General features: G+C 71.0%; 25 protein-coding genes and 2 tRNA genes. 10 read left to right on the top strand and 17 right to left on the bottom strand.

Translation table 11 applies throughout. From position 1 onward, the window contains the following. The first annotated feature begins 107 nt into the window (after nucleotides 1-107). Together AC3RJ6_RS13785 and AC3RJ6_RS13780 are read left to right on the top strand one after the other, a co-directional pair. A complete protein-coding gene (locus AC3RJ6_RS13785) occupies nucleotides 108-794 on the top strand; it encodes an AzlC family ABC transporter permease (RefSeq protein WP_491427806.1) in 687 nt (228 codons plus the stop codon). Further along, nucleotides 791-1,096: an AzlD domain-containing protein gene (locus AC3RJ6_RS13780; protein WP_491427638.1), complete on the top strand. Its 306-nt coding sequence runs from the start codon at nucleotides 791-793 to the stop codon at nucleotides 1,094-1,096. The genes AC3RJ6_RS13785 and AC3RJ6_RS13780 overlap by 4 nt, the downstream gene beginning before the upstream one ends. A 66-nt stretch (nucleotides 1,097-1,162) precedes the next feature. Here AC3RJ6_RS13780 and def read toward each other — a convergent pair whose 3' ends face one another. Beyond that, complete coding sequence (gene def / locus AC3RJ6_RS13775) at nucleotides 1,163-1,729, bottom strand: peptide deformylase (RefSeq protein ID WP_491427637.1); 567 nt, start codon at nucleotides 1,727-1,729, stop codon at nucleotides 1,163-1,165. A 40-nt stretch (nucleotides 1,730-1,769) separates the two neighbouring features. On the opposite strand from def, the gene AC3RJ6_RS13770 reads away from it, so the two are divergent. The 3 genes from AC3RJ6_RS13770 to AC3RJ6_RS13760 all read left to right on the top strand — a co-directional run bounded on the left by AC3RJ6_RS13770 (nucleotide 1,770) and on the right by AC3RJ6_RS13760 (nucleotide 4,219). Continuing rightward, nucleotides 1,770-2,687, top strand: a complete 918-nt coding sequence (locus AC3RJ6_RS13770; protein ID WP_491427636.1) for a DMT family transporter — start codon at nucleotides 1,770-1,772, stop codon at nucleotides 2,685-2,687. A gap of 188 nt (nucleotides 2,688-2,875) precedes the next feature. Then, nucleotides 2,876-4,123, top strand: a complete 1,248-nt coding sequence (locus AC3RJ6_RS13765) for a glycosyltransferase (RefSeq protein WP_491427635.1) — start codon at nucleotides 2,876-2,878, stop codon at nucleotides 4,121-4,123. Between the two features lie 22 nt (nucleotides 4,124-4,145). Next, nucleotides 4,146-4,219 (top strand) — tRNA-Ile (locus tag AC3RJ6_RS13760). 43 nt (nucleotides 4,220-4,262) lie between these two features. Here AC3RJ6_RS13760 and AC3RJ6_RS13755 read toward each other — a convergent pair. The 8 genes from AC3RJ6_RS13755 to AC3RJ6_RS13720 form a co-directional block, all read right to left on the bottom strand. Next, a complete protein-coding gene (locus tag AC3RJ6_RS13755) occupies nucleotides 4,263-5,261 on the bottom strand; it encodes an ATP-grasp domain-containing protein (protein WP_491427634.1) in 999 nt (332 codons plus the stop codon). Further along, nucleotides 5,258-6,439, bottom strand: a complete 1,182-nt coding sequence (locus AC3RJ6_RS13750; protein ID WP_491427633.1) for a peptidase MATCAP family protein — start codon at nucleotides 6,437-6,439, stop codon at nucleotides 5,258-5,260. Before AC3RJ6_RS13750 ends, AC3RJ6_RS13755 begins: the two co-directional genes overlap by 4 nt. Before the next feature lie 147 nt (nucleotides 6,440-6,586). Further along, a complete protein-coding gene (dinB, locus tag AC3RJ6_RS13745) occupies nucleotides 6,587-7,783 on the bottom strand; it encodes a DNA polymerase IV (RefSeq protein ID WP_491427805.1) in 1,197 nt (398 codons plus the stop codon). A gap of 157 nt (nucleotides 7,784-7,940) precedes the next feature. After that, nucleotides 7,941-8,711, bottom strand: a complete 771-nt coding sequence (locus tag AC3RJ6_RS13740; RefSeq protein ID WP_491427632.1) for a hypothetical protein — start codon at nucleotides 8,709-8,711, stop codon at nucleotides 7,941-7,943. Continuing rightward, on the bottom strand, nucleotides 8,708-9,916 hold the full coding sequence (locus AC3RJ6_RS13735) for a globin domain-containing protein (protein WP_491427631.1): 1,209 nt from the start codon (nucleotides 9,914-9,916) through the stop codon (nucleotides 8,708-8,710). The genes AC3RJ6_RS13740 and AC3RJ6_RS13735 overlap by 4 nt, the downstream gene beginning before the upstream one ends. 4 nt (nucleotides 9,917-9,920) lie before the next feature. Then, nucleotides 9,921-10,325: a group I truncated hemoglobin gene (locus AC3RJ6_RS13730; protein ID WP_491427630.1), complete on the bottom strand. Its 405-nt coding sequence runs from the start codon at nucleotides 10,323-10,325 to the stop codon at nucleotides 9,921-9,923. A gap of 147 nt (nucleotides 10,326-10,472) precedes the next feature. After that, nucleotides 10,473-10,871 carry a nuclear transport factor 2 family protein gene (locus AC3RJ6_RS13725; RefSeq protein ID WP_491427629.1) on the bottom strand — a complete coding sequence of 133 codons (399 nt, stop codon included), beginning with the start codon at nucleotides 10,869-10,871 and terminating at the stop codon, nucleotides 10,473-10,475. Between the two features lie 68 nt (nucleotides 10,872-10,939). Then, nucleotides 10,940-11,695: a hypothetical protein gene (locus AC3RJ6_RS13720; RefSeq protein WP_491427628.1), complete on the bottom strand. Its 756-nt coding sequence runs from the start codon at nucleotides 11,693-11,695 to the stop codon at nucleotides 10,940-10,942. A gap of 85 nt (nucleotides 11,696-11,780) precedes the next feature. Here AC3RJ6_RS13720 and AC3RJ6_RS13715 point away from each other — a divergent pair, with 85 nt between their 5' ends. Next, nucleotides 11,781-13,541: a bifunctional 3'-5' exonuclease/DNA polymerase gene (locus tag AC3RJ6_RS13715; RefSeq protein ID WP_491427627.1), complete on the top strand. Its 1,761-nt coding sequence runs from the start codon at nucleotides 11,781-11,783 to the stop codon at nucleotides 13,539-13,541. Here AC3RJ6_RS13715 and AC3RJ6_RS13710 read toward each other — a convergent pair. Continuing rightward, complete coding sequence (locus AC3RJ6_RS13710; protein ID WP_491427626.1) at nucleotides 13,520-14,173, bottom strand: PadR family transcriptional regulator; 654 nt, start codon at nucleotides 14,171-14,173, stop codon at nucleotides 13,520-13,522. The genes AC3RJ6_RS13715 and AC3RJ6_RS13710 overlap by 22 nt on opposite strands. A gap of 227 nt (nucleotides 14,174-14,400) precedes the next feature. On the opposite strand from AC3RJ6_RS13710, the gene AC3RJ6_RS13705 reads away from it, so the two are divergent. Beyond that, entirely contained in the window at nucleotides 14,401-14,922 is a 522-nt protein-coding gene (locus AC3RJ6_RS13705; protein ID WP_491427625.1) for a DUF3145 domain-containing protein, read from the top strand. Between the two features lie 187 nt (nucleotides 14,923-15,109). Here AC3RJ6_RS13705 and AC3RJ6_RS13700 read toward each other — a convergent pair whose 3' ends face one another. The 6 genes from AC3RJ6_RS13700 to aceE all read right to left on the bottom strand — a co-directional run bounded on the left by AC3RJ6_RS13700 (nucleotide 15,110) and on the right by aceE (nucleotide 22,759). Beyond that, nucleotides 15,110-16,345, bottom strand: coding sequence for a beta-ketoacyl-[acyl-carrier-protein] synthase family protein (locus AC3RJ6_RS13700; RefSeq protein ID WP_491427624.1), 1,236 nt, complete (start codon nucleotides 16,343-16,345; stop codon nucleotides 15,110-15,112). Nucleotides 16,346-16,426: 81 nt separating this feature from the next. Further along, on the bottom strand, nucleotides 16,427-16,675 hold the full coding sequence (locus AC3RJ6_RS13695; protein WP_056731598.1) for an acyl carrier protein: 249 nt from the start codon (nucleotides 16,673-16,675) through the stop codon (nucleotides 16,427-16,429). A gap of 66 nt (nucleotides 16,676-16,741) precedes the next feature. Continuing rightward, nucleotides 16,742-17,746 (bottom strand): beta-ketoacyl-ACP synthase III, encoded by a 1,005-nt coding sequence (locus tag AC3RJ6_RS13690; RefSeq protein ID WP_491427623.1) that lies wholly within the window; start codon nucleotides 17,744-17,746, stop codon nucleotides 16,742-16,744. 31 nt (nucleotides 17,747-17,777) lie between these two features. Continuing rightward, complete coding sequence (locus tag AC3RJ6_RS13685; protein ID WP_491427622.1) at nucleotides 17,778-18,698, bottom strand: ACP S-malonyltransferase; 921 nt, start codon at nucleotides 18,696-18,698, stop codon at nucleotides 17,778-17,780. Nucleotides 18,699-18,812: 114 nt separating this feature from the next. After that, nucleotides 18,813-20,021, bottom strand: coding sequence for a PucR family transcriptional regulator (locus AC3RJ6_RS13680; protein ID WP_491427621.1), 1,209 nt, complete (start codon nucleotides 20,019-20,021; stop codon nucleotides 18,813-18,815). Between the two features lie 11 nt (nucleotides 20,022-20,032). Then, nucleotides 20,033-22,759, bottom strand: a complete 2,727-nt coding sequence (gene aceE / locus AC3RJ6_RS13675) for a pyruvate dehydrogenase (acetyl-transferring), homodimeric type (RefSeq protein WP_491427620.1) — start codon at nucleotides 22,757-22,759, stop codon at nucleotides 20,033-20,035. A 161-nt stretch (nucleotides 22,760-22,920) separates the two neighbouring features. On the opposite strand from aceE, the gene AC3RJ6_RS13670 reads away from it, so the two are divergent. After that, the gene (locus tag AC3RJ6_RS13670; RefSeq protein WP_491427619.1) at nucleotides 22,921-23,391 is read left to right on the top strand and encodes a peroxiredoxin; all 471 of its coding nucleotides are present in this window, start codon (nucleotides 22,921-22,923) and stop codon (nucleotides 23,389-23,391) included. A gap of 49 nt (nucleotides 23,392-23,440) precedes the next feature. Here the strand turns inward: AC3RJ6_RS13670 and AC3RJ6_RS13665 are convergent, their stop codons facing one another. After that, the gene (locus AC3RJ6_RS13665; RefSeq protein WP_491427618.1) at nucleotides 23,441-24,142 is read right to left on the bottom strand and encodes a hypothetical protein; all 702 of its coding nucleotides are present in this window, start codon (nucleotides 24,140-24,142) and stop codon (nucleotides 23,441-23,443) included. Nucleotides 24,143-24,202: 60 nt separating this feature from the next. On the opposite strand from AC3RJ6_RS13665, the gene AC3RJ6_RS13660 reads away from it, so the two are divergent. Together AC3RJ6_RS13660 and AC3RJ6_RS13655 are read left to right on the top strand one after the other, a co-directional pair. Further along, nucleotides 24,203-24,275 (top strand) — tRNA-Val (locus tag AC3RJ6_RS13660). Nucleotide 24,276: 1 nt separating this feature from the next. Then, complete coding sequence (locus AC3RJ6_RS13655; RefSeq protein ID WP_491427617.1) at nucleotides 24,277-25,095, top strand: Nif3-like dinuclear metal center hexameric protein; 819 nt, start codon at nucleotides 24,277-24,279, stop codon at nucleotides 25,093-25,095. The last annotated feature ends 22 nt before the right edge of the window (nucleotides 25,096-25,117 follow it).

The raw sequence follows: 25,117 nt of genomic DNA, 5'->3' as shown, positions 1-25,117 counted from the left end.
TCTTCTCTTCGGGAGGCGTGGTGGACGAGCGGGCGGATGCGTCGGCGGACGAGCGCGCCGAGACCCCCGCCTCATCCGGCACGGCCGACGCGGCGCGCCGGGCGGCGATCCGCGACGGGTTCGCCGTCGGCATCGCGACGGCGGCCTACGGCATCTCCTTCGGCGCGCTCGCGGTCGCGGCGGGGCTCGACATCTGGCAGACCTGCTTCCTCAGCCTCGTCATGTTCACGGGCGGCTCGCAGTTCGCGCTCGTCGGCGTGCTGGCCACCGGCGGCGTCGCAGCCGGCTGGTCGGCCATCGCCACCGCCGCCATGCTCGGCATCCGCAACGTCGTCTACGGCATGCGCATGAAGCCGGTCGTCGACGCGCCGCGCACCGACGGCGGCCGCGCGAGCCTCTGGCGCACCGTCGCGGCCGCGTGGATCACGATCGACGAGTCGACCGCCGTCGCACTCGCCCAGTCGACGAATCGAGCCGCCAAGGTCGGGTTCTGGGTCACCGGAGTCGTGATCTTCGTCGGCTGGAACCTCACGACCTTCGTCGGTGCGCTCATCGGCGACGCCCTCGGCGACACGAGCGCGTGGGGTCTCGACGCGGCGGCCGCGGCAGCGTTCCTCGGCCTGCTGTGGCCTCGGCTCAAGCGCGTGCAGGCGGGCGCCGTCGCGGTCGCGGCCGCGCTCGTCGCGACGATGACGACGCCCGTGCTCATGCCCGGCCTGCCGGTGCTCGTGGCGGCGCTCGTCGCGGTCGTCGTCGGCTGGTTCGACCTGTTCTCGAGGAAGCGCGCGGCATGACGACCTGGCACATCATCCTCATCGCCTCGGCCGCGACGCTCGCCCTGAAACTCTCCGGGCACCTCGTGCCCGCGGGCTTCCTCGAGCGCGAGCGTCCGGCGCGAATCGCCGACCTGCTCACCGTCGCGCTGCTCGCGGCGCTCATCGCCGTGCAGACGCTCGGCGCCGGCCAGCAGATCGTCGTCGACGCCCGGGTGCCCGCCCTCATCGTGGCTGCCGCGCTCTACGCGCTGCGGGTGCCGTTCGTGGTCGTCGTCTTCGTCGCCGCCGCAGTGGCGGCGGGCATCCGGGCGTTCACCTGATCGGATGCCGCGGGCGGGCGCTCGCGCACCTGTGATGCATGCCGCTCGAGGCATCCGCCTCGGCGCTCACCCCTCGAGGTCGTCCACTCCGGGCATCCACGAGACGCCGGGGCGCCCCCACCCGAGCTTCTTGGTGATCTTCGCGACGATCTTGCGGTCGGGGTACGAGAGCCGGTCGATGTAGAGGGTGCCGTCGAGGTGGTCGTACTCGTGCTGGAAGATGCGGGCGAGCCAGCCGTGCGCATCGATCTCGAAGGCGTTGCCGTCGAGATCGGTCGCGCGCAGCAGCGCGCGCTCGGCTCGCCGCAGGCCGAACCGCTCGCCGGGGAACGAGAGGCAGCCCTCCGACTCGTCATCGAGGTCGGGATCGCCCGGCGGGGGCGGCGAGATCAGCAGCTCGGGATTGATGGCGACGCCGCGCCAGCGCGTGCCCTGCTCGTCGACCCACCCGTACGTGAACAGGCGGAGGCCGACGCCGACCTGCGGTGCGGCGAGGCCGACTCCGGGCGCCTTGTCCATCGTCTCGAACATGTCGGCGACGAGTTCGCGGATCTCGTCGTCGATCTGCTCGACGGGCTTCGCGGGGGAGTGCAGCACCGGATCACCGGAGATGCGAATGGGGAGCACGGCCATTCGCCAAGGATATCGGGCGTCGAACAGGTAGGGTCGTTGCGTGAATCCCGACCTGAGCGACCTCGCGGAGCAGATCCCGCTCGACCCTCAGACGTTCATCGGCATCCCGCTGGCGCTCGTCGGCGCCATCTTCCTGTCGCTCGGGGCGCAGTTCCAGCATCGGGGCGTCGTGAAGGTCGAGTCGCACACGAGCGACACGCTCGGCAAGGGCCTCGACCTGCGCCAGCTCGGCCTGCTGCTGGCCCGTCCGTCGTGGGTGCTCGGCACCCTCATGCTCGGGCTCGCGATCGTCTTCCAGCTCGCGAGCCTCAAGTTCGCCCCGATCATCGTGGTGCAGCCGCTCGGTGCCATCGGGCTCGTGATCACGTCGATCGTGAACTCGCGGGTCAACCACGTGAAGCTGGGCCACAAGTCGATCGTCGCGATCATGATGTGCGTCGGCGGTGTCTTCCTCTTCGTCGGCGTCGCCGCCTTCACCGCCGTCGACAAGCCCGTCACCGACGCGCAGCTCGTCATCATCCTGCTGATCCTGCTCGTCGTGCTGCTCATCGCGCTCGTGACGTTCCTCTGGTTCCGCAAGAAGATCAGGGCGATCTACTACGTGGTCATGGCCGGCGTGCTCTACGGCTTCGTCGCGACGCTCGCGAAGGTCGTGCTCGGGGCGATCGAGCAGGGGGACTTCGGCTGGCTCAGCATCCTGTGCATCATCGGCCTGTTGTCGGCGACGGCGCTCGGCGCGTACTTCGTGCAGAACGCCTACGCGTCGGGCCCGCCCGACCTCGTCATCGCCGGACTCACGGTCGTCGACCCGCTCGTCGCGGTCGTGATCGGCATCGCCGTGCTCGGCGAGGCCTCCCAGGCTCCGCCGTGGGCGCTGGTGATCTACGTCCTGTCGGGTGCGGTCGCCGTGTGGGGCGTGTTCCGGCTCGCCAAGAACCACCCGCAGACCCGGCTCTGACCGCCCGCCGGGGGATCCGCGGCCGAGCCGGCCGGCGGATCGTGCCGGCTTCCGACATGCGCACCCGGCACCCGTTCGGCTGCGCTGCGTAGACTATGGTCGGATTCAGTCCGCCGCGCTCATCTCCTGCGCCGCGGTACTCGACGGGACCGACCGTCCCGCCCGACAACTGTGAGGAACCACGACCCGTGTCTGACACCCCCGGTGCGAGTACGCCCGCCGGCCCCACGCCCGACCGACCCCTCAAGATCCTGATCGGTGCCGACACGTTCGCTCCCGACGTCAACGGCGCCGCGCGATTCGCCGAGCGCCTCGCCGCGGGTCTCGTCGAGCGCGGTCACGAGGTGCACGTCATGGCCCCCGCTGCGAGCCGCAAGCACGGCACGTGGAAAGAGGTGCACGAGGGGCAGGAGATCACGGCCCACCGTCTCTACAGCTGGCGCTGGTACCCGCACGACTGGCTGCGGTTCGCGCTGCCGTGGCGCATCAAGCAGAACAGCGCCCGCGTGATCGATGCGGTGAAGCCCGACGTCGTGCACTTCCAGTCGCACATCGTCGTCGGCCGCGGGCTCTCGGTCGAGGCCGAGAAGCGCGGCATCCGCATCATCGGCACGAATCACTTCATGCCCGAGAACATGCTCGAGTTCACGATGCTGCCGAAGGCGTGGCAGGAGTGGGCGACCGGACTCGCCTGGAAGGCGGCGCGGCGATCGTTCAGTCGCGCCGAGGCGGTGACGACGCCGACCCGCAAGGCGGCGCGGTTCCTCGAGGAGCACACCGGCCTCGAGGGCGTGCACGCGATCTCGTGCGGCATCGACGCCCACAAGTACTCGCCGAGCTGGGAGCCGCGCACCGAGAATCGCATCCTGTTCGTCGGGCGCGTCACCGGTGAGAAGCAGATCGACGTGCTGCTGCGTGCGGCGAAGCTCCTGCCGGCCGAGCTCGACGCGAAGATCGAGATCGTGGGCGGCGGCGACCAGCTGAAGAACCTGCAGCACCTCGCGGCAGAGCTCGGCATCGCCGACCGGGTCACCTTCACGGGCCGGGTCACCGACGAGCAGCTGCGCGACGCCTATCATCGCGCCTCGGTGCTCGCGATGCCGTCGATCGCCGAACTGCAGTCGATCGTGACGATGGAGGCGATGGCGTCGGCGCTGCCGGTCGTCGCCGCGAATGCGATGGCGCTGCCGCACCTCGTGCACGACGGCGAGAACGGCTACCTCTTCGAGCCGTCGAACCCCGAAGACCTCGCGGCGAAGCTCCGCACGGTGCTCGAGGCCCCCGAGGCCGAGTACCGCGCGCTCAAGGAGGGGTCGATCCGACTCATCGCCGCGCACGACATCCAGCGCACGCTCTCGACGTTCGAGAGCCTGTATCGTGGGAGGCCGGTGACCGATCCGGTCACCGATGCCGCGCCGGCCGCGACGTCCGAGTGATGCACGTCGCGCCGCACGGCGCGGGGCGGTAGCTCAGCTGGTCAGAGCAGTGGACTCATAATCCATCGGTCACGGGTTCAAGTCCCGTCCGCCCTACCGTGGATCGAGATCGGTGAGCTGACGCATCGACGGGCACTGGTCAGGATGCCGGGCTCGCGCGGTGCTCCAGGGCTTCGATGACGGTCTCGGCGATGTCGATGTCGTAGAGCCGCTCGACGCTCTGGAACCCTCCGGGACTCTCCGCGTTGATCTCCACCACGTGGTTGCCGATCACGTCGATACCGACGAGGAACATTCCGTCGGCGACGAGCTTGTCGCTCATCGCCTCGACGATGCCGAGCTCGGCCTCGCCCACGTCGAGGGGCACCGAGTGCCCGCCCGTGCTGATGTTGGCGCGCGGGTCGTTGCCGGTGGGCACGCGCCGGAAGGCGGCCGGCCTGCCGTCGCGCTCGAGAAGGCGGCCCTCCAGCAAGAAGATCCTGGCATCTCCGTCCTTCGTTCCGTCGATGAACTCCTGCGCGAGGGCGTAGCCGTCCTGCAGGACGGCCTCCGTCATCTGCGCGAGGTTGGTCTCTCCGGGGCCGTCGATCATGAAGACGTTGCGGCCCTTGGCACCGTACAGCGGCTTGACGACGCAGTGGCCGACCTCGTCGACGAACCGCTCGATCGCCTGAGGGTTCCGGGTCACGAGCGATCGCGGCCGCACGGTCTCGGGGAACTCCTCCAGGTAGAGCTTGCTCGTCGCTCGATGGAGGGTGTTCGGGTCGTTGACCACGGTCACACCCCGGTCGGCGAGCATCTGTCCGAACACCACGCCCATCGGGCTCGCCCACGGGCGCTCCTGCAGGTCGTCGATCGACTCGTTGCGCAGCACGAGCGCATCCAGTTCATCCATGACGATCCGCTCCGCGTCGCGCGCCTTGATCCGCTCCATGAAGCTCGCCAGGGTGTCGTCGCTCATCCACTTGGCGGCGCGAGCCCTCGCCGCGAACAGGCCGTCGCTACTGCCGAGCTCGAGGTCCCCGACACCGACGTACCAGGTCTCGTGCCCGGACCTGGCAGCGGCTCTGGCGAGTCGGGTGGTCGTGTACTCGTCCACCTCGGTATCGACGTCGTTGACGAGGAATGCGAGTCTCATGCGGCCACGTCTCCCTCGTAGAGATCGGCGACCGTCGCGCCCGCGCGCAGCCGCTCGAGTCGCTCCTGCGCACCGGGCACATCCAGCCAACGGGGTCGAACCCATGGCGCGTGGAGCACCTCCCGGTCGAGCAGGTCCTGCACGAGGGGGATGTGATCCAACGCGAGCTTGCCGACGAGCAGGACCTCGAGACGACTGCCGTCGGCCAGGGCATCGAGGATGCGCGCGATCCCGCGCAAGTAGATCGCATCCTTCACCGACCCGCCGCCGACGACGACCCGGATGGCGATGGACCATGCGGTCCGTACCGGGATGCGGTGGTCGGTCCGCAGTGACTCGAAGATGTCCAGGAAGCCGGCGCCGTCGAGCATCTCGCCGACCGCGACCACGCGAGCGGCGAGCACGCGCAGCCGCCGCGGGTCGAGCCCGCCGGTCAGGTACTCGGCGAGCACGGCGAGGCCCTCCTGCGTCTCGTCGTACCCCGGCAGCCCGATGGTCAGCAGTGTGAGCGGCTGCCGGGCGCCGTTCTGGTAGGTCACGACGTGGGTCCCGATCTCGTGGTGGAGCAACGGCTCGACCCGGTCGGCCCGGAAGGCGGCGGACTCGGGGATGAGCAGCCGGCCGAACGACACCATCAGCTCGGAGATGTCGTCCCGCACCTCGACGCGCACCGGGAAGTCCGGGTACACGGATCGGTAGCGCTCGAACTCCGCGCGGGCCGCGTCGGCGAACGCCCCGGCCGTGACGGTCTGCGTGCTGGGCGCCTGCGGTGGAATGGTCTGCAGCAGTTCCTCCGCCGCCGCGGCCAGGGGAGGGGCCACCGTGCCGTACAGCTGGAGCGACCCGTAGAGGAACCGCGACGTGTCGCGGTCCTGCAGCGCGGTGATCTGCCGGGCGATCTCGTCCCGCTTCGCCCGGAAGAGCGTGTGCAGCGCCGTGTCGTCGACGTTCTCTACTTCGAGGTCGTAGAGGTCGCGCTGTGCGAGGTCCGGTTCGAAGTCCAACGGCCGCAGGCGCAGCGTGGGGGCGGTGCCGAAGTCACTGCGTTCGAAGTCCGCCCACGCCTCCGCAGCGTTGAGCGGCGTGAGGTTCACGAGCAGGTTCACGCGGCGCTCGATCTCGGTGAGCCGGGCGTCGATGTCGAGTGCGGGCGCCAGCCCTTCGGAACGTGATGACATCTCACGAAAGTATCAATGCGCTTTCGGCCGCCCCAACCCCTTGCACAACTCGAGCTTGTCGGTCTCGGGGTGCGGCGCCGAGCGTGCAGTCGGTACCGCCGGCGGCTGCGTGCACGCGCTCGCGACCGCCCGCTCGCGTGCACCGGTTCATTCGTGTTCGGGCAGCAACGGCGGTGCCCAGCCCGGCTCGCGACCGAGGTGCGTGCCCCTGGTGACGGACGCTGCCCCGAACCGATCGCGCACCGCATCGAGCACCGAGTCGAGGCGGACCCCGTCGTCCCAGTCGATCGGGAGCTCGGGCTGAAGGCTGTCGGCGCGCGCCAGTTGCGCCAGCGAGATGCCGATCAGGGTGATGCCGCGCTCGGCGATCTCGGGCAGCGCGCCGGTGAGCAGGTCTCGCGCGACCGCGAGCAGCACCGAGGTGCGGTCGGTCCCGGAACGGAGCGTGCGCGATCGGGTCGCCTTCGCGAAGTCGCCGTAGCGGAGACGGAGGACGACGGTGCGGCACGCCCGGTCTCGGTCGCGGAGGCGACGTGCGAGCCGATCCACGATCTGGGTGAGGATGACGTCGAGCTCATCGGCTGAGCGCGGGCGGCTGCCGAGCGCGTGCTGCGATCCGATGGAGCCGCGGCGTTGCGTGGTGTCGACCGGGCGCGGGTCGCGCAGCCGGGCGAGCGCGTGCACGTGCGCTCCGGTCGCCTTGCCGAGCAGCCGCTCCGCCGTCGCGGCCTCGAGCTCGGCCAGCTGCCCGACGGTTCGGATGCCGAGCCGATGCAGCTTCTCGGCGGTGACCGCGCCGACGCCCCAGAGCCGCTCGACCGGCAGCGGGAGCAGGAACTCCTGCTCCCGGTCGGGGGCGACGACGAGCAGCCCGTCGGGCTTGCTGACCGCACTGGCCACCTTCGCGAGGAACTTGGTCCGCGCGATGCCGACCGAGATGGCGAGCCCCACCTCCGTGCGGACGCGCGCACGCAGACGCACCCCGATCTGCTCGGGCGTGCCCGCGATACGACGCAGCCCGCCGACCTCCAGAAACGCCTCGTCGATGGAGAGCCCCTCCACGAGCGGCGTCGTGTCGCGGAAGATCTCGAACACGGCTCGACTGGCCGCCGAGTACGCCTCCATCCGCGGTGGCACGACCACCGCATCGGGGCACAACTCGCGCGCCTGCCGGCCGCCCATCGCGGTACGCACCCCACGGGCTTTCGCCTCGTAGCTCGCCGCGAGCACCACGCCGCCGCCGACGATGACCGGTCGGCCACGCAGTCGGGGCGCATCACGCTGCTCGACCGAGGCGTAGAACGCGTCGAGATCGGCGTGCAGCACGGTCGCCTCGCCTCGCATCCCGTCCTCCTGCCGATCGACCGTCACGCGGATCGTCTCATGCACCGGCGACACGGGATGCATCGCCCCACGGGCGGCGTGGGTCGGAGTCGGCTCTTCGAGAACGGGCGTACGGTCAGCCGTCAGCGGCGGGCGAGCCCACGGCGAGGCTCGCCGATCAGGGCTTGATGTACGTCTGACGCTGGAGCGCCGGCTCCGGCGGCACAGCGGGCAGCCAATCGGGTTCCTCGTCGACGGGCTCGATATCGGCATCGTCGTCGTCGGCTGCGGCGGTCGCGATGGATTCACCGTCGGGGCGCGGCAGCGAGCCGAGCCGGTCGACCTGCTCGGCGAGCGCCTCCAGCACCGAACGGAGCTGCACCTGGGCGACCTGCGCATACGTGCGCACGTACTCGATCTCGGGCATCGCCGCCGTCGGCGCAGTCGTGCCCCCTGCGGCACCGACGGGAGCTGCGGCGGCGTGCGCGTCCTCCGCCCGTGCCGCGCGCTCGAGCACGTCGCGGTACTCCTCGCGCGCCGCGAGCACGAGGTCGCGCGCGTACTGCTCCGCATCCGCGACGGCCTTGTCGGCGATGGTCTGCGCCTGCGAGAGCAGGTCGACCGCGCCGAGCGTGACCTCTTCGTCGTGCTTCGCGTCGGCCGTCGCGCTGAGCCTCGCGTTCTCGGCGCGCAGCTCCTCGACCTCGCGTCGGTCGTGCTCCACGGCCGAGCGGACGGCATCGATGGCCTCGTTCAGTTCGACGAGGAACTCCTCGATCTCGGCGCGATCGTAGCCGGCGCCGATGTGCCGGACGGTGAACCTGGCCGGGTCCGTCTTGGGGAGGCGGGCGATCGCACGCGAGAGGTCGACCTCCTGCGCAGCGGGCGGAGTGGGGGCCGCCTCCGGCACGGTCTCGGGCTGGGGCTCGTTCTCAAGATCGGGAGTCATCGGGCACTTCCCATTCGTTCGGCGGACAGCGCGGTCGGCTGCCCATCTCGGATGCCGTTGCGGCCTTCCAGGCTCTCCTCGTCGAGCGTCGTGAACAGCTCGTATCGGAGATCGACCGACTCGACGCCGGCGTCGCGGAGTCGGGCGAGCGTGTGCTTGACCATCGCGGGCGAGCCGCACACCATCGTGAGGGCGTCGGGGCGGAGGCCCTCCGCAACGGCCGCGTCGCCGACGAGGCCCTTCCGTCCGGGGTAGCTCGGGTCGTCCGAGACGACGGGCGTGTAGGTGAACCACGGGCGCCCCGTCAGGCTCTGCAGCAGGCGGTGCTCGTAGAGGTTCCACGGCACGCGCGCGCCGTGGAACAGGTGAACGTTCGGCGCGGAGCCGGTCTGCTGCCAATGCAGGTCGATGCGCTCCAGGTGCGAGCGGAGCGGCGCGAACCCCGTTCCGCCGGCCACCATCAGGAGATCACGGTCGTGCTCCTCGGGCTCCAGCGTGAGTTCGCGCCCGACGGGTGCCCCGAGGCGCAGGACGTCGCCGACCTTGAGCTTGCGTACGATCGCGCTCGACACCTGGCCGCCGGGCACGAGCTGCACGTGGAACTCGAGCGTCCCGTCGGCCCGCGGCGCGTTCGCGATGCTGAGGTAGCGCCAGAGACGCGGCGCGTACGGGGTCTCGACCGCGACCGACTGGCCGGGCTCGAAGCGGAGCTCCGGCTCGGGGCGCACCTGCACGACCGCGAGCTCCATGTTGCGGCGCTCGACCGCGATGACGTGCCCTTCCCACGAGGCGGGACTGGTCTGCTCCGACTCCTCGGCGGCCTGCACCATGACGGTGGCGATCAGGCCGTACGCCGCGGCCCAGTCCGCGGCGAGCTCCGGCGTCCACTGGTCGCCGAGGAAGTGCTTCAGGGTCGTGAGCAGCGAGAGTCCCACCGCGTCGTAGTGCTCGGCGACGACCTGGAATCGCCGGTGGTCCCGGCCGAGCTGCTGGATGAACTCCGTCACCTCGTCGAGCTGGTCGACGTTCGAGACGATGCGGCCGAGGGCACCGACGAGCCGGTCGCGCTGAGCCGCCATCGAGACGGGGAACATGGCCCGCAACTCGGGATGCGTGTAGAAGAGATGCGAGTAGAAGAAGAGCGGCACCTCGTCGCCGAGCGTCTCGGCGAGCGACCAGGTATGCTTCAGCGCGACGGTGTCCACGTGATCAATCGTTGGTCGCGGAGACCTCGACGATGTCGGGCTGCGTCGCCGCGACTGCCGCCACCGTCCGCTCGACGATCTCGGCCGGCACGCCGGCTTCGGTCAGTGCGGCCACCAGATGACCGGCGACGGCGCCGAAGTCGTCGGCCGAGATGCCCATTCCGGAGTGCGCCTTGCGCAGGTCGCGACCCTCGTAGACGATCGGACCGCCCATCACGTTCGACACGAGCGCGACCTGGTGCCGCTTGAGCCGCACCATCTCGATGCCGTCGAAGTAGCGCACGAGGCGCTCGTCGCCGAGCACCAGCTCGTAGAAGCGGTCGACCACCGCGCTGATCGCGGGCGCACCTCCCACTGCCGCGTAATCGCTCGGGGCCTCGGGCTCGGTCTGGATGGTGGGGGAACTCATCGTCGGGTCCAATCATCGCCGGTAGGGGGGTGTGGCTCTACTTTCCTAGCAGACCGGGTCGCGCCGAATCAAAGCCGATCGGTCGAAGACGCGCTCGAACATGCGTCGCGCGACGGCTGTCGACGTCGACGCCGCACCGGGCTGCGCTCAACCCTCGAGGGTGTCGCCGTGCCGGTGCGCGACCCGCCACTCGCCGCCTTCGCGGCGGTACACCTGCGTGGCACGGAGTGTGTAGCTGCGCCGGATTCCGTCGACCGAGGCGGTCGTGTGCTCGAGGGCGACCGTGTACGCCGCGTCCCCGATCACGTCCACCGCCTGGAGCTCGACGTCGTACGCCACGCAGTCGGAGAAGCTGCGAGCGAGATATCCGAACAGCTCGTCGACCGCGCGCACGCCGATGGCGGTGCGCCACGCGCCGTACACGGAGACGGGCTCCGTGCGCGACCAGATCGCGCGGCGCGGCCCCGTGTCGCCGTTGTGCAGCGCGAGCTCGGCATCGTGCAGGGTCGTGCGGAACCAGTCGACGAAGTCCGTCGTGTCGCTCATGACGACAGTGTCCTCCGTCGGCGGTCCGTCGTCCACCGATCGGCGCGGTCGTCGCCGGCCGATCGTCGTCAGCGACCGACGACGGCCGGAACCTCGAGCGCGCGCACGGCGTCGTCGCCGCGGATGCGCCGCATGCGCGCGACGACCTCGTCGGCCACCGTCGCCGTGATGCTCCGGCAGACGACATCATCGGGCCCGAGTGCGTCGAGACCGCCGCCGCGGACCCGGATCACCCGCCAGCCGACCTCGCGGAGCGCCTCGTCCTTCTCCAGGTCGGAGGCCTCTTTGAGCCCGAGATGGGCGCGGCGCGACCGGCCGGGATCGTCGTACTCCACCGCGATGCGCAGCTGCGGCACGATGATGTCGGGCCAGACCTCGGTGCGGCCGAAGAACGTGCGGGCGACGCGGACGGCGTTGACGCGGTGGTGCAGCCGGATGCGCTCCCCGAGCAGTGCGCGCAGGCGCTGCTCGGTCGCCGACGTGCGGGTGCGCAGGCCGGGATTCATGAAAGCGACCCCGGCCTCGCGGAGCGCGCCGGGTGCGTGCGCGTTCGAGCGGCACTTGGCGCACCCGGTGCCGGTGAGCTGCTCGGCGATCGTCGCGCGATATCGATCGTGCCCGCGATCGCAGCGCCATTCGTACTCGGCGCCGATCTTCGTCTCGGCGGCGAGCCGGGCTCGCCCGGCCGGCGCCGCCCGGCCCAGCAGTTCACTGCGTGAGCGCTGGGTCTCGGCGATGAGCATGCACACCGGGCAATCGCGGCTGATCGTGTAGGCGTCGTCGCCCGACGCGCCATGGCCGCACCGGAACCTCACGCCGGCCACGGCAGCCGCTTGTCGTTCGTCATGCCGTCGAGTCTCGCGCCGACCGCCGACATCCGATGTCGGAGGTCGGCGCGAGAATGGGGGAGTGCGAATCGCGGTCGGAGCCGACGGGCGCGACCGGGTCGCCCTCGTCGATCTCGACGACCCCGGCGCACGCGCCGAGTCGCTCGACTCGGCCGACCTGCCCGCACGCGTCTCGGTGCTCGAGGGCGGCGCGCCCAGGTGGGTCTGGAGCGATACGAAGCACTGGTACCCGGCGCTGCTCGCGGCAGGGGTGCGGGTCGAACGCTGCCATGACCTGCTCCTCTGCGGTGCCGTCCTCGAGGGTTCGGCCGATGCCCGCACTGCGCGTGAGGCCGAGCAGCCGCGCCCGGGGTGGCTCGAGGCCGCGCCGAACCTCTCCGGTCGCGTCCCGGGCGCCGCGGCCGCGGCGACGCAGCCGGGCACCGGAGTCACCGCGCTGTTCGAGCTCGGCGAGTCGCTCGACGGCGCCGCGGCCGCCACCGATCCCTCGGCCGTTCCGCTCGTCGACGTCGTCGCCGAGTACCGGCGGCAGGAGCGGCTGACAGCCGCGAGCACCCGCCCCGGTGCGATGCGCCTGCTGCTCGCCGCCGAGTCCGCGGGCGCACTCATCGGCGCCGAGCTGCGCGCTGCGGGCCTCCCGTGGAGCCGGGCCGAGCACGAGCGCATCCTCGAGTCCGAGCTCGGCGCACGGCCCGAACCCGGGTGGAAGCCCGAGCGCATGCTCGTGCTCGCCGCCGAGGTGCGCGCGGCGCTCGAGCAACCGTCGGCCAACCTCGACTCCCAGGCCGAGCTGCTTCGCGCCCTCCGCAACGCCGGCATCCAGGTCGACTCGACCGCGAAGTGGGAGCTCCGCGAGCACGACCACCCGGCGATCGCGCCGTTGCTCGCGTACAAGCGCTCGGCTCGCCTCCTGAGTGCCAACGGCTGGGCGTGGCTCGACGAATGGGTCGTCGACGGGCGCTTCCGTCCCGACTACGTGCCCGGCGGCACGGCGACCGGGCGATGGGCGACGTCCGGCGGGGGCGCGCTGCAGCTGCCCAAGAACGTGCGCGGGGCCGTGGTCGCCGATCCCGGGTGGACCCTCGTCGTCGCCGACGCCGCCCAGCTCGAACCGAGGGTGCTCGCCGGACTCGCCCGTGACGAGGCGATGGCCACCGCGGCCCGTGGTCGCGACATCTATCGCGGCATCGTCGACGACGGCGTCGTCGAGACGCGCGACCAGGCGAAGATCGCGATCCTCGGCGCGATGTACGGGGCGACGACGGGCGACAGCGGGCGTCTCGTGCCGAGGCTCGCTCGGGCGTATCCGCGGGCGATGGCGCTCGTCGACCGCGCGGCCGCGACCGGCGAGCGGGGCGCCCAGGTCACGACGAACCTCGGGCGGTCCTCGCCGACCCCGCCGGCGTCCTGGCACGCTGCCCAGGCGCACGCGAGCGAGCCAGACGCGACCGCCGCCGACGAACGGCGCGCCCGCAGTGTGGCGCGCGACTGGGGCCGGTTCACGCGAAACTTCGTGGTGCAGGGCAGTGCCGCCGAGTGGGCCCTCTGCTGGATGGCGGCGCTGCGCACACGCCTCGCCGCGCTGCCGCCGGCGTCGACGAAGGCGGTTCGATCGGGCCCCGCCTTCGAGGCGAGCCCGCACCTCGTCTACTACCTGCACGACGAGATCATCGTGCATACGCCGACCGAGCAGGCCGAGGTCGTCGCGCGCACGGTTCGCGAGTGCGCGGAGGGCGCGGGCCGCCTGCTCTTCGGCGACTTCCCCGTCGACTTCCCGCTCGACCTCGCGATCGTCGACAGCTACGCGATGGCCGACGGCTGACCGGCCTCAGCGCCGGCGGCTTCCGACGGCGGCGCGGGTCGGCGGCCGCGCCTGGGCCGCTCGGTCGACGGTTCGAGCTGAAGTGATGATCCGGATGCCACGGCCGACGTCGCGGTGGCGAGCCAGTCGAGGGCGGACCGGGCGCGCGCCGCCTCCGCCGCCGTGGCGAGTCGTTCCAGCTCGGCCGTCCTGTAGGCGGCCGGGTCGCCGTCTCGTGCGGGGTGCGGCTTCGTCTCCGGTGACCCGGCCGCGACCGCAGCGAGTCGCGCCTGCCACCTGGTGAGTTCGGCGGTCATGACGGCATGCTCGTCGACGCCGGGCAGCGACGCCGCGATCAGCACGCGATCGATCGTCTCCTCCAGCGGGTCGCTGCCCGAGGCATCCGCCCCATCGAGCCACGCGTGCGCCGCTGCGGTTCCGGCCGAGGTGAGGCGGTGGAGCGGCAGCCCGTCCGACGTCGTGCCGGCCGGCTCGATGAGCCCGGCCTTCGTCAGGCGCTCGAGCGTCGCGTAGCTCTGCCCGACGTTGATGCGCCGTCGGCCGCCCGTGCGGGTCGCCAGCGCGCCATGGAGTTGGAAGCCGTAGGCGGGACCGGTCAGCAGCAGGGCGAGGAGCGCTTCTCGGACGGCCATCGGCGGCTTCCCTTCGCAGAGAGTGAATACCTCACCGAGCATAGTGTTGCCGCCTCTACGCCGTCCGCCGAGAAGGGGGCGAACCGGCGGGCCGGCGTGAACCCTTGTGAGCCGGCCGGTTCCGGGGCATAATCGGCGTTGCGGCCGATGCCGCCACAATCGAACACCGGCCACCCGCCGTTCCGAGGTCGTAGGGGAAGACGCACCTCACGAGAACGGAGATCGAGATGGCAGAGACGGTCGCGCCGGCCGCACGCGCCGCGCGAGGTGTGCTGTTCGTGCATTCCTCGCCGCGGGCGCTCTGTCCGCATGTCGAGTGGGCCGCCGGTCGGGCGCTCGGGGTGCCGGTGAACTTCGACTGGCAGGACCAGCCGGTGCTTCGCGGTACCCAGCGTGCCGAGTACTACTGGGAGGGCGAGCCGGGCAGCGGTGCCCGCATCGCCTCCGCGCTGCGCGGTTGGGAGCAGCTGCGGTTCGAGGTGAGCGAGGATGCCACGCCCGGCAGCGACGGCGCACGGTGGATGCACACGCCCGAGCTCGGCGTGTTCTTCGCGCAGACCGACTCGGCGGGCAACACGGTCGTGCCGGAGGACCGGATCCGGTACGCGATGGAGGTCGGCGGCTACGACTCCCACGAACTGCATCGCGAACTGCGACTCGCGCTCGGGCAGGCGTGGGACGACGAGCTCGAGCCGTTCCGGCACGCGAGCGATTTCGCCCCGGTCGTCTGGCTGCACCAGGTCGGGTGAGGTCGGGATGATCGACATGCCACGACGCCGTTCCCCTCCGCCTCCGGGGTGAGGTGACCGCGGGCCGGCTGCGGCGCGACGCGGAGGTCGGAAGGGGGATCCCCGGCAGACGTACGAGCGAAGCGGACGGCCCGACGACGACGAAGGCCCCCGGCGCACGCGCCGGGGGCCTTCGAGGTCTTCGCGATCAGGCCGAGCGGAACGCGACGACCGCGTTGTGGCCGCCGAAACCGAACGAGTTCGAGATCGCGAGCTGGTCGCCGCTGCCGAGATCCTGCGTCTTCCCCGAGACGCGGAACGGCACCTCGGGGTCCTGCTCGGTGATGTTGATCGTCGGCGGCGCCACGCGATCGCGCAGGGCGAGCACCGTGAAGATCGCCTCGAGCGCGCCCGTGCCGCCGAGGAGGTGCCCGGTCGAGGCCTTCGTGGCCGAGACGGGGATCTCGTCGACGCGGTCGCCGAAGACGGCCTTGAGCGCCTGGTACTCGTTCGGGTCGCCGACGGGCGTCGACGTCGCATGCGCGTTGATGTGCGTCACGTCGTCGGGCGAGGCGTCCGCCTGCTCGAGCGCGAGCCTGACGGCGCGGGCGGCACCGCGACCCTCGGGGTCGTTCGCCGTGATGTGGTACGAGTCGGCGGTGACGCCGCCACCGGCCACGTAGGCGTAGATCTTGGCGCCTCGGGCCTTGGCGTGCTCCTCGGTCTCGAGGATCAGCACGCCGGCGCCCTCGCCCATGACGAAGCCGTCGCGGTCGACGCTCGTCGGACGCGAGGCCGTCGCGGGGTCGTCGTTGCGCTTCGAGAGCGCCTGCATCGAGGCGAACGAGGCGATCGTGATGGGGTGGATGGCCGATTCGGTGCCGCCGGCGATGACGACGTCGGCCAGGCCGTCCTGCAGGTGCTCGATCGCGTTGAAGATCGACTCGGTGCTCGAGGCGCAGGCGCTCGCGACCGTCGTCGCGAAGGCCCGGGCGCCGAAGTGCAGCGAGAGGTTGCCCGAGGCCGAGTTCGGCATGAGCATGGGCACGGTCATCGGGAGGACCCGGCGCGGGCCCTTCTCGCGCAGGGTGTCCCACGCGTCGAGCAGCGTCCAGACGCCGCCGATGCCGGTCGCGAAGTCGACGCCGAGTCGCTCGGGATCGACCTCGGGGCTGCCCGCGTCGGCCCATGCCTCGAGCGCGGCGACGAGGGCGAGCTGCGACGACGGGTCGAGCCGCTTGGCGACCGGACGCTCGAGCACGGTGTCGGGGCGCACGAGTGCCTCGGCGGCGAAGGTGACGGGCAGCGAGTACTCGGCCACCCAGTCGTGCTCGAGGGTGCGCGCGCCAGACACGCCGGCGAGCAGCGCGGTCCAGCTGTCGGGGGCGGTGCCGCCGATCGGCGACGACGCGCCGATACCCGTGACGACGATGTTCTTGGTCATGACGAAAACACTCCGGGGAGGAAGACGAAGGGGACGGATCGAGCGGGCCGGGACGGTGCCGCGGCCCGCTCGTCGCAGCGACTAGGCCTGGGCCTTGACGATGAAGTCGACGGCGTCGCCGACGGTCTTGAGGTTCTTGACCTCCTCGTCGGGGATCTTCACGTCGAACTTCTCCTCGGCGTTGACGACGATCGTCATCATCGAGATCGAGTCGATGTCGAGGTCGTCGGTGAACGACTTGTCCAGCTCAACCGTGTCGGTCGCGATGCCGGTCTCGTCGTTGATGAGCTCGGCCAGGCCGGCAAGCACTTCTTCGGTGGACAATGCCATGGTTCTTCTCCTTGAGGGGTGTCTCGTTTGACCGAGAGACAGTCTAGATGGACAGGGGTCGGCGGTTCAGGGCAGAACCACCACTTGGGCGCCGAACACGAGTCCGGCGCCGAAGCCGATCTGGAGGGCGAGGCCTCCGGAGAGCTCGGGGTGCTCCTCGAGCAGTCGATGGGTCGCGAGCGGGATCGACGCGGCCGACGTGTTGCCGGTGGTCGCGATGTCGCGAGCGATCACGACGGACTCGGGCAGCTTCAGCTGCTTCGCGAACTCGTCGATGATGCGCATGTTCGCCTGGTGCGGGATGAACGCGGCGAGGTCGGCACTCGTGACGCCCGCGGCGTCGAGGGCCTGCTTCGCGACCTTCGCCATGTCCCACACGGCCCAGCGGAAGACGGTCTGGCCCTCCTGCCGGAGCGTCGGCCATTCGGACGCGCCGTCGCGGAATTCGACGAGGGTGCTGTTCATGCCGACCGCGCCGGCCTTCGAGCCGTCGGAGCCCCAGACGGTGCGCGCGATGCCGGGCGTGTCGCTCGGGCCGATGACGGCCGCGCCGGCTCCGTCGCCGAGCAGGAACGAGATCGAGCGGTCGGTCGGGTCGACGACGTCGGAGAGCTTCTCCGCGCCGATCACGAGCGCATAGTGCGCCGCACCCGCGCGGATGAGCGCGTCGGCCTGCGCGATCGCGTAGGCGTAGCCAGCACAGGCCGCGTTGGTGTCGTAGGCCGCCGCGGGGTTCGCGCCCACGTTGTCGGCGACGACCGCGGCCATCGAGGGCGTCTGCTGCACGTTCGAGATCGTCGCGATGATCACGAGGTCGATGAGCTCGGGCGCGACGCCCGAGCGCTCGATCGCCTCCTTCGCCGCGGCGGTCGCGAGATCGACGGCGAGCACGTCGGCGCCGGCCCGGGTGCGGGTCACGATGCCGGTGCGCTGCTGGATCCACTCGTCGGACGAGTCGATCGGGCCGACGAGGTCGTCGTTCGGCACCGCGTGCTCGCCGCGCGCCGCCCCGAGCGCGTAGATGCGCGTGTAGGCGGGTCCGTGCGACTGCTGGAGGGTTGGTCTCGTCATGCTCGGCTTTCTCGTAGTGCGGCGAAGCGGATCAGGCGGCCTGATCGATGAGTTCGATGGCGGCGGGAAGGTCGTCGGGCGTCTTGACGGCAACCGTCGGCACGCCCTTCAGGCCGCGCTTGGCCAGTCCGACGAGTGCGCCGGCGGGAGCGAGCTCGATGATGCCGGTGACGCCGGCCTCGGCGAACGACTCCATGCAGCGGTCCCAGCGAACGGGCGAGGAGACCTGGCCGACGAGCAGCTCGAGAAACTCGGCGCCCGACGACACGGTGCTGCCGTCGCGGTTCGTCCAGATCGGCAGGGTGGGATCGGCGGGGGAGAGCTGCTCGGCGACGGCGGCCAGCTTCTCGACCGCGGGGCGCATGTATCGCGTGTGGAAGGCGCCGGCGACCTGGAGCGGGATGACGCGAGCGCCGGCCGGCGGCTCGGCCTTCAGCTGCTCGAGGGCGTCGACGGCTCCGGCGACGACGATCTGCCCGCCGCCGTTGAAGTTCGCGGGTTCGAGTCCGAGCTCGTCGAGACGGGCGAGGAGCCCGTCCTCGTCGCCGCCGAGCACGGCGCTCATGCCGGTCGGTTCGAGTCTGGCCGCCGCGGCCATCGCCCGACCGCGTTCCGCCACGAAGCGGATCGCGTCCGTGTCGGTGAGGACTCCGGCGCCGGCGGCAGCGGTGATCTCGCCGACCGAGTGGCCCGCGATGCCGCCGATGCGCGAATCGCGGCCCTCGGCGAGCAGTGCGTCGAGCGTGAGCAGGCCGGCCGCGACGATGAGGGGCTGCGCCACCGCGGTGTCGCGGATGGTGTCGGCATCGCTCACGGTGCCGTGCGCCGCGAGGTCGACACCGGCGGCGGCCGACAGCGCCTCGAGGCGCTCGGCGAAGCCGGGCTCGGCGAGCCAGGGGCTGAGGAATCCGGGGGTCTGAGAGCCCTGTCCAGGGCAGACGACGACGATCACCACCCCAGTCTGCCAATCACGGGACGAACTGTGGTGTGCACACGCCACAAGCTCTTCGCCCAACCGTTGTGCCGACCGCACAGCCGTCGCAGGTGCAGGTCGGCGCGGAGGCGATCAGGAGGAGCGGCGGGGAGCGTGGTCGTGGTCGCTCATCGACCCGATGATGAGCGCGGACTGCAGGATGAGCGCCTCACGCGCGCCCGTGGCATCCCACCCGATGACGTCGGAGACCCGCTTCAAGCGGTACCGGACGGTGTTCGGATGGACGAAGAGCTCGCGAGCCGTCGCCTCGAGGGAGCGCCCGTTGTCGAGATAGCTCCAGAGCGTCGTGAGCAGTTCGGTCGAGTGCGCCTGCAGCGGCCGGTAGATGCGGTGCACGAGCGTGGCCCTTGCGAGGGGGTCGCCCGCGAGGGCGCGTTCGGGCAGCAGGTCGTCGGCGTGCACGGGGCGGGGCGCGTGCCGCCACGAGCGGGCGACCGCGAAGCCCGCGAGCGCCGCCTTCGCGCTCTTCGACGCGTCGACGAGGTTCGGCACGGCGTGGCCGAGCACGAGGTGGCCCGGGCCGAAGTGCGGCTCGAGCTGGGCAGCGATCTCCATGAAGGTGAGCGCGGGGGAGGTGCCGATCGACTCCTCGCCGTCGGCGGAGAGCGGATCGGCCCGGCCGATGACGAGCACGAGGCGGTTGCCCTGCACGCCGATGAGCACGTCGGCGTGCATGTGCCGGGCCGCACGACGCACGTGGTCGACGTCGAGCTGCTTCGGCGCGGTGCCCACGAGAACGGCGACCTCGCCGTGGCCGTGCCAGCCGAGCGCCGCGATGCGGCTCGGCAGCTCGTCGTCGGCCTCGCCCGAGAGGATCGAGTCGACGACGAGCGCCTCGAGCCGTGCGTCCCACAGCCCGCGCGCCTCGGCGGCCCGCGCATACACGTCGGCGGCGGCGAACGCGATCTCCCGCGAGTACAGCAGGATGGCCTCGCGCAGCGGCTCGCCGCCGTCCTTCACGCGCTCTTCGACGACCTCGACCACCACCCGGATGAGCTGCAGCGTCTGCTGCAGGCTCACCGAGCGGAGGAGCTCCCGCGGGGCCGCACCGAACACGTCGGCGGCGATCCACGGGGTCGACCGCGGGTCGTCGAACCACGCGATGAACGAGGAGATGCCGGCTTGGGCGACGAGGCCGACGGCGGAGCGACGGCTCGGGGGCATGTCGCCGTACCACGGCAACGTGTCTTCGAGTCGTTTGAGCGTCGCGGTCGCGAGCTCACCCGCGATGGTCCGCAACCATGCGAGCGTCTCCGCCTTCGTCTTCGGCCTCGTCGCCACCTCGCTGCCCGCTAGCTCTCGCCGCCGGCCGTTCCGGTCGTGCCCGCGTTCACGTCGTGCAGCCGGTACTTCTCGATCGCCTGGGCCGGCAGCGAGCGGTCGACCTCGCCGCGCTCCGCGAGCTGCTGGAGCGTGCGGACGACCACCGACGGTCCGTCGATCTTGAAGTAGCGGCGTGCGGCGGCGCGCGTGTCGGAGAACCCGAAGTCGTCGGCGCCGAGCGTCGCGAACTCGCCGGGCACGTAGGCACGGATCTGGTCGGGCACCGAGTGGGCGTAGTCGGAGACGGCGACGAACGGACCCTGCACCCCGGTGAGCTTCTGCGTCAGGTACGGCACCCGGCGCTCGGCGTCGGGGTTCAGGAAGTTGTGCTCGTCGGCGGCCACGCCGTCACGGCGGAGCTCCGACCAGCTGGTCACGCTCCAGACGTCGGCCGAGACGCCCCAGTCGTCAGCGAGGAGCTGCTGCGCCTCGAGGATCCATGGCACGGCGACGCCCGATGCGAGGAGCTGCGCCTTCGGGCCGGCGACGCCGGACTCCGAGAGGCGGTGGATGCCGCGGATGATGCCGTCGACGTCGACCCCTTCGGGCTCGGCCGGCTGCACGATCGGCTCGTTGTACACCGTGAGGTAGTACATGACGTTCGGGTCGGCGTGCTGGCCGCCGTACATGCGCTCGAGGCCCGAACGCATGATGTGCCCGATCTCGTAGCCGTACGCCGGGTCGTACGACACGACCGCGGGGTTCGTCGCCGCGAGCATGGGCGAGTGGCCGTCGGCGTGCTGCAGTCCCTCGCCCGTGAGCGTCGTGCGACCCGCGGTCGCGCCGATGATGAAGCCGCGCGCCATCTGGTCGCCGGCGGCCCACATCGCGTCGCCCGTGCGCTGGAACCCGAACATCGAATAGAACACGTAGATCGGGATGAGCGGCTCGCCCTGCGTCGAGTACGAGGTGCCGATGTTGGTGAACGCGGCGAGTGCGCCGGCCTCGTTGATGCCGACGTGCACGATCTGGCCCTGCGGGCTCTCCTTGTAGGCCAGGAGCAGCTCGCGGTCGACCGAGGTGTAGTGCTGGCCGTTCGGGTTGTAGATCTTCGCGGTCGGGAAGAACGCGTCGATGCCGAACGTGCGGGCCTCGTCGGGGATGATCGGCACGATGCGGTTGCCGAAGTCCTTCGAGCGGATCAGGTCCTTCAGGAGCCGCACGAACGCCATGGTCGTGGCGATCTCCTGCGTGCCCGAGCCCTTCTTCGCGATCGCATAGGCCGAGTCGTCGGGCAGCGTCACCTGCGTGTACTTGGCGCGGCGCTCGGGCGTGTAGCCGCCGAGCTCGCGGCGACGCTCGTGCAGGTACTGGATCGCCGGGTCGGACTCGCCCGGGTTGTAGTACGGCGGCAGGTACGGGTTCTCCTCGAGCTGCGCGTCGGTGATCGGGATGCGCATCGAGTCGCGGAACGTCTTGAGGTTCTCGAGCGTCATCTTCTTCATCTGGTGGGTCGCGTTGCGGCCCTCGAAGGCGGGACCGAGGCCGTAGCCCTTGATGGTCTTCGCGAGGATGACGGTCGGCTGGCCCTTGTGCTCGGTCGCGGCCTTGAAGGCGGCGTACACCTTGCGGTAGTCGTGGCCGCCGCGCTTGAGGCCCCAGATCTCGTCGTCGCTCAGGTCCTTCACGAGCTCGAGCGCACGCGGGTCGCGGCCGAAGAAGTTCTCGCGCACGTAGGCGCCCGACTCGGCCTTGTACGTCTGGTAGTCGCCGTCGGGCGTGACGTTCATGAGGTTGCGCAGCGCGCCCTCGTGGTCGTTCGCGAGCAGCGAGTCCCACTCGCGGCCCCAGACGACCTTGATGACGTTCCAGCCGGCGCCGCGGAAGAAGCTCTCGAGCTCCTGGATGATCTTGCCGTTGCCGCGCACCGGACCGTCGAGTCGCTGCAGGTTGCAGTTGATGACGAACGTGAGGTTGTCGAGGCCCTCGTTCGCGGCGACCTGGAGCTGTCCGCGGCTCTCGACCTCGTCCATCTCGCCGTCGCCGAGGAACGCCCACACGTGCTGGTCGGACGCGTCCTTGATGCCGCGGTTGGTGAGGTACTTGTTGAGCTGCGCCTGGTAGATCGCGTTGATCGGCCCGAGGCCCATCGACACGGTCGGGAACTGCCAGAACTCGGGCATGAGCCGCGGGTGCGGGTAGCTCGAGAGGCCGTTCGGGGCGTGCGACTTCTCCTGGCGGAAGCCGTCGAGCTGGTCGCTCGAGAGACGGCCCTCGAGGAAGGCGCGGGCGTACATGCCGGGGGAGGCGTGGCCCTGGTAGAAGACCTGGTCGCCGCCGCCGGGGTGGTCCTGCCCGCGGAAGAAGTGGTTGAAGCCGACCTCGTAGAGGGCGGCGCTCGACGCGTAGGTCGAGATGTGCCCGCCGACCCCGATGCCGGGGCGCTGCGCGCGGTGCACGAGCATGGCCGCGTTCCAGCGGATCCACGCACGGTAGCGGCGCTCGGTCTCCTCGTCGCCGGGGAACTCGGGCTCGTTCTCGGGCGCGATCGTGTTCAGGTAGTCGGTGGTGGGCACCATCGGCACGCCGAGGTGCAGTTCCTTCGAACGCTTGAGCAGGCTGAGCATGATCTCACGCGCCCGCTGGTGGCCCTTCTCGGCGACGAGCGAGTCGAGCGACTCCGCCCACTCGTTCGTCTCCTCGGGATCCGAGTCCATCGCCTCGACCGAGTAAGGATCCTGGTCGTTGACAGTCACACTCGACCTCTCTTCTCTGCAGGGATCACCTGCCTGGTGTGGACGTGCGCACGCCGAGGCTGACCGCCTCGCGGTCGCATGGCACCCCGCCATCCTAATGAGTCTCGGCGGGAATCGGGGCCGGTAGGATGATGGGCCGTTCCGATCGGAGGAAGCCGTCCATGATCCTCGCTCCCGGCGCCGTCGCGCCCGACTTCGACCTCGTCGACCAGCACGGTCGCACCGTGCGCCTCGCCGACTTCCGCGGCGTGAAGCCCGTCGCGCTGGTGTTCTTCCCGCTGGCCTTCTCCGGCATCTGCCAGGGCGAGCTGTGCGAGCTGCGCGACAACTTCGCGATGTTCGCCGACGAGGCGGTCGAGCTCATCGGCGTGTCGGTCGACTCCAAGCACACGCTGCGCGCGTGGAGTGAGACGCAGGGTTACGAGTTCCCGCTGCTGGCCGACTTCTGGCCGCACGGCGAGGCCGCCGCGGCGTACGGCGCGTTCGATGGCGAGCACGGCATCGCCGCGCGCGCCACCTTCCTCATCGGCGCCGACGGGGTGATCGTCGACAGCTTCGCGACGCCCAAGGGCGAGGCCCGCCCGCTCGACCGGTACCGCGAGGCCCTCGCATCGCTCCGGTCGGCGGCCTGATCGATCCGGATGCCCCGTCGCCAGGCCCGCGCGTCGCGCGCGACCCGGTTCAGGCGAGGATGTTGACCGCGCGCGAGATCACGAGCGCGAGCAGCACGAAGCCGGTCAGCGCCTGCACCGCCATGAGCAGCTTCGTGCGCGTGCGCAGCGGCATCGCGTCGGTCGGGCTGAAGGCGACGGTGTTCGTGAACGAGACGTACAGGTAGTCGACGAATCCGGCGCGCCAGTCCGCCCGCCTGGTCGAGCCCTTCGCGACCTCGGGCGCGGCATCCGCCTGGTCGTCCTGCGGGAACGCGAAGTCCGCGAGCGGGAGCTGCCCCCGATCCTGGGTGCCGCGAGAGACGGGCCCGCCGCGATCGAGCTCCCAGAACAGCAGGCCGAACGCGATGATGTTCGTCACCCAGACCTGCCCGGCCTCGAGCAGGACCTCGGCACCCTCCGCGCTGCCGTCCAGGAGGCGGGCGATGACGCCGACGACGCTGACCTGGTTGACGACGACGAGCACGATGGCGAACGTGATCGCGAGCGCGCGCGACCACTGCGTCTCGCGATCGAGCCGGTGGGGGTTCACGACGAAGAGCGGGACGGCCATCAGGGCGAGCGCGACGAGCGCGATCGTGCGCACCGTCGCCGTGCCCGGCTGGGGCACCGAGGCCACGAGCACGGCAGCGACGACGATGCCGAGGAACGCCGGCCATCGCGTCTCTGCACGGCGTTCCTGTGCGGCGGAATGCGGGGCATCGCTCGACATGAGCCGAGTGTACGACCGCGCGCGGCCTAGGATGGGGTGAGCGCGCGGCCCGCCGTGCGAGGGCCTTTAGCTCAGTTGGTAGAGCGCCACGTTTACACCGTGGATGTCGTCGGTTCGAGCCCGGCAGGGCCCACATGTCACTGGTTCTCGCCGAAGTGCTCGCCGTCACCGAACGTCTGTGGCCGGCGGCCGGCGCGGAGGCGTGGGACGCATCGGGGCTCGTGTCGGGCGCCCTCGACGCCCCGGTTCGCCGGGTGCTGCTGTCGGTCGACGCGGTCGCCGCGACGGTCGACGAGGCCGTCGAGTCCGGCGCGGACCTCTTGATCGCGCACCATCCGCTGCTGCTGCGCGGGGTGACGACGGTCGCGGAGGACCGCTACAAGGGCGCACTGCTCGCCCGGCTGATCCGCGCCGACTGCGCGCTGCTCGCCGCGCACACGAACGCCGACGTCGTCGCGAGCGGCACCTCCGCGGTGCTGGCCGAACGGCTCGGGCTGCTCGAGCAGCGCCCGATCGAGGCATCCGACGACGGCGTGACGGGCCTCGGGCGCGTGGGCCGGCTCGCCGAGCCGACCACGCTCGGCCGGCTCGCGCGCCGGCTCGCCGAGCTCCTGCCGGCGACCGCGACCGGCGTGCGCGCGGCCGGCGGCTTCGACGACCCGATCGAGACGGTCGCCGTGTGCGGCGGTGCGGGCGACTCGCTGCTCGGCCACCCGGCCGTGCGCGCCGCCGACGCCTACGTCACGGCCGATCTCCGGCACCATCCGGCCTCGGAGGCGCGCGAGCAGGCGGCGATCGGCGGCGGCCCGGCACTCATCGACGTCTCGCACTGGGCGAGCGAATGGCTCTGGCTCGACGTCGCCGCGAATGAGCTGCGTGAGGCACTGCCCGGGCTCGAGATCGTCGTGAGCGAGCTGCGCACCGACCCCTGGGACTTCCAGGTCGTGCAATGATGACGAGTCCAGCCCCGACCCC

It is taken from the genome of Agromyces cucurbitae, from assembly GCF_058349945.1.
This window is presented reverse-complemented; position numbering and strand designations above follow the sequence as displayed.

Excerpts from the sequence above, each read along its gene's own strand:
- AC3RJ6_RS13705 (WP_491427625.1), top strand. The coding sequence starts at position 14,401 with ATGGCAGAGACGGTCGCGCCGGCCGCACGCGCCGCGCGAGGTGTGCTG.
- AC3RJ6_RS13725 (WP_491427629.1), bottom strand. The coding sequence starts at position 10,871 with ATGAGCGACACGACGGACTTCGTCGACTGGTTCCGCACGACCCTGCAC.
- AC3RJ6_RS13740 (WP_491427632.1), bottom strand. The coding sequence starts at position 8,711 with ATGACTCCCGATCTTGAGAACGAGCCCCAGCCCGAGACCGTGCCGGAG.
- AC3RJ6_RS13665 (WP_491427618.1), bottom strand. The coding sequence starts at position 24,142 with ATGTCGAGCGATGCCCCGCATTCCGCCGCACAGGAACGCCGTGCAGAG.
- AC3RJ6_RS13695 (WP_056731598.1), bottom strand. The coding sequence starts at position 16,675 with ATGGCATTGTCCACCGAAGAAGTGCTTGCCGGCCTGGCCGAGCTCATC.
- AC3RJ6_RS13700 (WP_491427624.1), bottom strand. The coding sequence starts at position 16,345 with ATGACCAAGAACATCGTCGTCACGGGTATCGGCGCGTCGTCGCCGATC.
- AC3RJ6_RS13750 (WP_491427633.1), bottom strand. The coding sequence starts at position 6,439 with ATGTCATCACGTTCCGAAGGGCTGGCGCCCGCACTCGACATCGACGCC.
- AC3RJ6_RS13730 (WP_491427630.1), bottom strand. The coding sequence starts at position 10,325 with ATGAGTTCCCCCACCATCCAGACCGAGCCCGAGGCCCCGAGCGATTAC.
- AC3RJ6_RS13655 (WP_491427617.1), top strand. The coding sequence starts at position 24,277 with ATGTCACTGGTTCTCGCCGAAGTGCTCGCCGTCACCGAACGTCTGTGG.
- AC3RJ6_RS13710 (WP_491427626.1), bottom strand. The coding sequence starts at position 14,173 with ATGGCCGTCCGAGAAGCGCTCCTCGCCCTGCTGCTGACCGGTCCCGCC.
- AC3RJ6_RS13780 (WP_491427638.1), top strand. The coding sequence starts at position 791 with ATGACGACCTGGCACATCATCCTCATCGCCTCGGCCGCGACGCTCGCC.
- AC3RJ6_RS13755 (WP_491427634.1), bottom strand. The coding sequence starts at position 5,261 with ATGAGACTCGCATTCCTCGTCAACGACGTCGATACCGAGGTGGACGAG.
- AC3RJ6_RS13690 (WP_491427623.1), bottom strand. The coding sequence starts at position 17,746 with ATGACGAGACCAACCCTCCAGCAGTCGCACGGACCCGCCTACACGCGC.
- dinB (WP_491427805.1), bottom strand. The coding sequence starts at position 7,783 with ATGCGAGGCGAGGCGACCGTGCTGCACGCCGATCTCGACGCGTTCTAC.
- def (WP_491427637.1), bottom strand. The coding sequence starts at position 1,729 with ATGGCCGTGCTCCCCATTCGCATCTCCGGTGATCCGGTGCTGCACTCC.
- AC3RJ6_RS13670 (WP_491427619.1), top strand. The coding sequence starts at position 22,921 with ATGATCCTCGCTCCCGGCGCCGTCGCGCCCGACTTCGACCTCGTCGAC.